The sequence below is a fragment of the Pseudonocardia sp. EV170527-09 genome (assembly GCF_008369905.1).
Taxonomy (GTDB): Bacteria; Actinomycetota; Actinomycetes; order Mycobacteriales; family Pseudonocardiaceae; genus Pseudonocardia.
This window is the reverse complement of record NZ_VRMC01000328.1, coordinates 1-497: the sequence shown is the minus strand read 5'-3', so window position 1 is coordinate 497 and position 497 is coordinate 1. Positions and strand designations below refer to the sequence as shown.

At 72.4% G+C, this 497-nt stretch carries 1 protein-coding gene; it reads right to left on the bottom strand.

Annotated features, from left to right (window positions below):
* Positions 1-307: hypothetical protein (locus FVA95_RS29370; protein WP_149666946.1), on the bottom strand; the 307-nt coding region annotated here is incomplete at its 3' end.
* Between the last annotated feature and the right edge of the window lie 190 nt (positions 308-497).

Here is a 497-nt window from a genome sequence, read left to right as displayed (position 1 = left end):
GCTCGGCGTTGCGGACGGCGATCTCGATCTCGTCGCGTACGGCGTTCTCGGCTTCACAGGACGCGGTGTCGTGCTTGGTGAAGAAGTCGAGGTCCAGATCCCAGAACCGCTCGTGTGGGGCGTTGTAGCGGGCGGCGGATCCGCAGCTCCAGATGTCGGCCAGCGAACGCAGCGCTCCCGGGGTGAGCTGGTGGCGCGCGGTGAACAGCACTTCGATCGCCTCTGCCAGCGGGTCGGAGGAGGTGGCCGGGCCGGTGACGGCGCGCCCGTGGCCGGGCGGCGGCGGGCTGTCGGGGTCAGAGTGCATGGCCGTTCGTGTCCTCTCCGTCGGCGTGACCATCAGCCACGCACATGGGGGGGTTCGGTCAGAGCCGGGCACGGCAGTCGGGGCACACCGGCCCGTCGAGGCGCCAGCCCGCCGCGGTGAGCCACTGCTGCGCGGCCGCGGGCAGTGCGTCGTCGGGACCGGCAGGGTCGGCTGCGAGGTCGCCGACCAG